This window comes from Erwinia sp., from assembly GCF_031978025.1.
GTDB lineage: Bacteria > Pseudomonadota > Gammaproteobacteria > Enterobacterales > Enterobacteriaceae > Erwinia.
The window spans coordinates 1-4,357 of record NZ_DALZCD010000323.1 but is presented as its reverse complement, the minus strand read 5'-3'; the positions used below and the strand labels follow the sequence as shown (position 1 = coordinate 4,357).

7 protein-coding genes are annotated in these 4,357 nt (G+C 58.7%); 5 read left to right on the top strand and 2 right to left on the bottom strand.

The annotated features are described in order from the left end of the window. The 5 genes from aroC to RTK32_RS19340 form a co-directional block, all read left to right on the top strand. Nucleotides 1–932 (top strand): chorismate synthase (aroC, locus tag RTK32_RS19360; RefSeq protein WP_312046844.1); only part of this gene is annotated, 932 nt, incomplete at its 5' end. A gap of 5 nt (nt 933–937) precedes the next feature. After that, nucleotides 938–1,759 carry a penicillin-insensitive murein endopeptidase gene (gene mepA / locus RTK32_RS19355; RefSeq protein ID WP_312046842.1) on the top strand — a complete coding sequence of 274 codons (822 nt, stop codon included), beginning with the start codon at nt 938–940 and terminating at the stop codon, nt 1,757–1,759. Nucleotides 1,760–1,768: 9 nt separating this feature from the next. Further along, the gene (locus tag RTK32_RS19350) at nt 1,769–2,572 is read left to right on the top strand and encodes a sulfite exporter TauE/SafE family protein (RefSeq protein ID WP_312046841.1); all 804 of its coding nucleotides are present in this window, start codon (nt 1,769–1,771) and stop codon (nt 2,570–2,572) included. 50 nt (nt 2,573–2,622) lie between these two features. Beyond that, on the top strand, nt 2,623–3,165 hold the full coding sequence (locus RTK32_RS19345) for an elongation factor P hydroxylase (protein WP_312046839.1): 543 nt from the start codon (nt 2,623–2,625) through the stop codon (nt 3,163–3,165). A gap of 24 nt (nt 3,166–3,189) precedes the next feature. Next, nucleotides 3,190–3,471, top strand: a complete 282-nt coding sequence (locus RTK32_RS19340; RefSeq protein ID WP_125288295.1) for a YfcL family protein — start codon at nt 3,190–3,192, stop codon at nt 3,469–3,471. A 192-nt stretch (nt 3,472–3,663) separates the two neighbouring features. On the opposite strand, the gene RTK32_RS19335 is transcribed toward RTK32_RS19340, so the two are convergent. Together RTK32_RS19335 and mnmC are read right to left on the bottom strand one after the other, a co-directional pair. Then, nucleotides 3,664–3,825, bottom strand: a complete 162-nt coding sequence (locus RTK32_RS19335; RefSeq protein WP_312046837.1) for a hypothetical protein — start codon at nt 3,823–3,825, stop codon at nt 3,664–3,666. A gap of 5 nt (nt 3,826–3,830) precedes the next feature. Then, nucleotides 3,831–4,357, bottom strand: a 527-nt coding sequence (gene mnmC / locus RTK32_RS19330) for an FAD-dependent 5-carboxymethylaminomethyl-2-thiouridine(34) oxidoreductase MnmC (protein ID WP_312046835.1), incomplete at its 5' end; no start/stop codon positions are given.

Genomic DNA, 4,357 nt, shown 5'->3' with positions numbered 1-4,357 from the left:
CTTCTCGCTATACCACTCAGCGCCGCGAGCCGGATCGGGTAAAAATTCTTTCTGGCGTGTTCGAAGGCGTCACTACCGGTACCAGTATCGGCCTGCTGATTGAAAATACCGATCAGCGCTCGCAGGATTACGGCACCATCAAAGACGTTTTCCGTCCTGGCCACGCCGACTATACCTATGAACAAAAATATGGCCTGCGCGACTATCGCGGCGGCGGACGTTCTTCCGCGCGTGAAACCGCTATGCGCGTGGCGGCCGGTGCTATTGCTAAAAAGTACCTTGCCCTGAAGCACGGCGTGAAGGTACGCGGTTATCTGGCGCAGATCGGCGACGTGGCCTGTGAGCTGAAGGACTGGGATCAGGTAGAGCAGAACCCGTTCTTTTGCCCCGATCCGACCAAAATTGAGGCGCTGGACGAGCTGATGCGTGCGCTGAAGAAAGAGGGCGATTCTATCGGTGCTAAAGTTGCCGTCATGGCGGAAAACGTACCGGTCGGCCTCGGCGAACCCGTTTTCGATCGTCTGGATGCGGATCTGGCTCACGCGCTGATGAGCATCAATGCGGTGAAAGGCGTGGAAATTGGCGACGGTTTTGCCGTGGTCAAGCAGCGCGGTAGCGAACACCGTGACGAAATCCGTGCGGACGGGTTCCAGAGCAACCATGCGGGCGGGATCCTGGGCGGCATCAGCAGCGGGCAGCCGATTCTGGCGACGCTGGCGATGAAACCCACCTCCAGCATTACCGTGCCGGGTAAAACCATTACCCGCACGGGCGAAGAAACCGAAATGATCACTAAAGGCCGTCACGATCCCTGCGTAGGGATCCGCGCTGTGCCGATCGCGGAAGCCATGATGGCGATCGTATTGATGGATCATTTACTGCGTCATCGCGGACAGAATGCGGACGTACAGACGAACATTCCACGCTGGTAATCCTCATGAAAAAGACGCTGTTCGCGCTTTGCGGCCTGCTGCTTAGCGCTTCCACGCTGGCGGCTACGCCCTGGCAATCGATCCAAAATCCGATAAGCGGTGCGCCGCACGCTATCGGATCTTTCGCCAACGGCTGTATTGTCGGTGCACAGGCGCTGCCGTTGAACGACCCGGGCTATCAGGTCATGCGTCAGGATCAGCGTCGTTTTTATGGGCATCCCGATCTGATCCTGTTTATCCAGCGGCTGAGCACTCAGGTGCACAATTTGCAGTTGGGTGAAGTGCTGATCGGCGATATGGGCATGGCGGCGGGTGGCCGCTTCAGCAGCGGCCACGCCAGCCACCAGACCGGGCTGGATGTCGACATCTGGCTCCAGCTGCCTAAAGCACGTTGGACATCGCAGATGCTGCTGAAGCCGCAGCCGCTGGATTTGGTGGCGGCAGACGGCAAAAGCGTGGTGGCGCGTCACTGGCAGCCACAGATCGACAGCCTGATTAAGCTGGCGGCAAAAGATGACGACGTCACGCGTATCTTTGTAAATCCGGCGATTAAAAAACAGCTCTGTGCCGACGCCGGTAGCGATCGCGACTGGCTGCGCAAGGTGCGGCCTTGGTTTGGCCATCGTGCGCATATGCACGTGCGGCTGCGCTGCCCGGTGGGGAGCCTGGCGTGTCAGGATCAGCCCGTGCCGCCGCCGGGAGACGGCTGTGGCGCAGAGCTGGAAAGCTGGTTTGCTCCGCCGAAACCTTCTGGCGCACCGGTAAAACGCGAGCCGCCGCCGTTGCCGCCTGCCTGTCAGGCACTTCTGGATAACCATCAGCTGTAGGAAGAGAAAATGGAATGGTTTGCCGTCAGCCCGCTGCTGCTTGCGCTGCTGTTTTGCATTGCCGTGCTGGCTGCTTTTATTGATTCTATCGCCGGCGGCGGCGGGCTGCTGACCGTCCCGGCGCTGCTGGCGGCCGGGCTCTCTCCGGCTCAGGCGTTGGCAACCAATAAGCTCCAGTCCGTGGGCGGCTCTTTTTCCGCCAGCCTCTATTTTATTCGGCGTAAAGCGGTGGATCTCAAAGCGCAGCGGCTGAATATCCTGATGGCCTTTATCGGCTCGATTATTGGCGCGATGCTGATCCAGCATATTCAGCCAGGGCTGCTGCGCCAGGTACTGCCGCTGCTGATTATCTCGATTGGCCTTTATTTTCTGTTAATGCCTAAGATCGGCGAGGAAGATCGTCATCGTCGCCTGCACGGTCTGCCTTTTGCGCTGGTTGCGGGCGGTTGTGTCGGCTTTTATGACGGTTTTTTCGGCCCGGGTGCCGGTTCTTTCTATGCGCTGGCCTTCGTCACGCTTTGCGGGTTTAACCTGGCGAAATCTACCGCGCACGCCAAGGTGCTGAATTTCACCTCTAACCTGGGCGGCCTGCTGTTTTTTATTTTTGGCGGCAAAGTGGTGTGGGGCACCGGCCTGATTATGCTGATTGGCGCTATTTGCGGCGCACGGCTCGGTGCACGCCTGGTGCTGAGCCGGGGCCAGCAGCTGATCCGCCCGATGGTGGTCACCGTTTCCATTGTCATGAGCGCTAAGCTGCTCTATGACAGCCACGGCGCAGAAATTGCCGACTGGTTTCGCCATCTGTTGAGCTGAATCTTTATCCTGAAGCGTCGTAAGGCGTGAAATTTTTGCAGAAGAGAACAATGCGTACTCACGATTATACGCAGCTGATCGAGATTTTCGATCGCTGCTTCTTTGCCGATTTTCAAACTCGCCTGGTAAAGGGCGATGATGAACCTGTCTACCTTCCGGCTGATGAAGAGGTTAGCTATCACCGTGTGGTGTTCGCCCATGGCTATTACGCCAGCGCGCTGCATGAAATATCCCACTGGTGTATCGCCGGAGCCGAGCGGCGTAAGCAGGTCGATTTCGGCTACTGGTATTGTCCCGATGGCCGCGATGCCATGACACAAAGTCAGTTTGAAGCGGTAGAAGTTAAGCCGCAGGCGCTGGAATGGCTGTTTTGTGTCGCGGCGGGCTTTCCCTTCAACGTAAGTTGTGACAATCTCAATGGCGATTTCGAGCCGGACCGCATTGCGTTCCAGCGCAAGGTACACGCGCAGGTAATGGCTCATCTGGAAAAGGGAATTCCGTCACGGCCAGCCCGTTTTATTACCGAACTGGGTCGCTACTACTCAACACCGCCGCTGACCGCAGCGCAGTTTCCCTGGCCGGAAGATCTCTGACCAGCATGGTAAATAAGGAATTGTATGATCGATGAATTTGAAGCGCGTATCCTGGCCCTGATCGATAACATGGTGGAGAGCGCCAGCGATGACGAGCTGTTCGCCAGCGGCTATCTGCGTGGGCATTTGACGCTGGCCGTAGCGGAAATTGAGCAGTCGGGCGAGCACACGCCGGAAGCGCTGCAAATCCAGGTGTTGAACAGCCTGGAGACGGCAATCCACGCCGGAGAACTTTCCCCACGCGATCAGGCGCTGGTGCTGGGCATGTGGGATAATTTGTTCCTGCAGGCGCGCCATCCTTCCTGAGGCCTGGCGGCCCTGTCAGGCGCTCAAGGCCGTTATGACCGGGCCTGCCACATCGCCCTCTGCCCCCCTTTGATAAGCGGCGGTACCGGCTTTCACCGCATTACCTTTCAGCCGTTGCGCATTCGGTAGCGAGGGGTGGCAGCCGCCAGCCTCTACCGAGCCAGCGGCCTGCCGCTTTTACCGCTTTACCTTTCAGTAATTTGCGCACCCGGTAGCGTTTAAGGGTAGCCGCCAGCCTCTGCCGAGCCAGCGGCCTGACTGCCAACCTGCCGCTTTTACCGCTTTACCTTTCAGCAGCTTGCGCACCCGGTAGCGATTGGGGGTAGCCGCCAGCCTCTGCCGAGCCAGCGGCATGACTGTCAGCCTGCCGCTTTTACCGCTTTACCTTTCAGCAGTTTGCGTACCCAGTAGCGATTGGGATGGGTGGCTGCCAGCGTCTGCCTGTCCAACGGGATTGGCTCGCCACACAGCTCCGCTGCCAGTGCTTCCGCGGCCAGCGGAGCGCTGCATAACCCTCTGGAACCTAGCGCACCCAGCACGAACAGGCCACGCCAGACCGGTGCCGGCTGCGCCGCGGTTTTGTTTTGCGCCAAATCGGCGTACTGCGTCAGCGTTTGCTGATAGTCCGGCAAGGGGCCGAACATCGGCAGATGATCGCGGGTGGCGCAGCGCACGCCGTTGCGGGCACTCCCTGCGCTGACATCAACCTCCCGTGGCCATTCAGCATCCGGCAAGCAGCGGATCAGCCGCTCGCGGTTTTCCTGCTGATCCTCTTCACGATAGGCCGTCGAACTGTCGGCGCGATGGTAGCTTGCACCGATGCAGTGCTGCTGATTATGCGGATTAACCGGTGTCAGATAGCCGTCATAGCACAACACCTGTTTAA

Coding starts and splice junctions, on each gene's coding strand:
- mepA (WP_312046842.1), top strand. CDS start 938: ATGAAAAAGACGCTGTTCGCGCTTTGCGGCCTGCTGCTTAGCGCTTCC.
- RTK32_RS19335 (WP_312046837.1), bottom strand. CDS start 3,825: ATGCCGCTGGCTCGGCAGAGGCTGGCGGCTACCCCCAATCGCTACCGG.
- RTK32_RS19345 (WP_312046839.1), top strand. CDS start 2,623: ATGCGTACTCACGATTATACGCAGCTGATCGAGATTTTCGATCGCTGC.
- RTK32_RS19350 (WP_312046841.1), top strand. CDS start 1,769: ATGGAATGGTTTGCCGTCAGCCCGCTGCTGCTTGCGCTGCTGTTTTGC.
- RTK32_RS19340 (WP_125288295.1), top strand. CDS start 3,190: ATGATCGATGAATTTGAAGCGCGTATCCTGGCCCTGATCGATAACATG.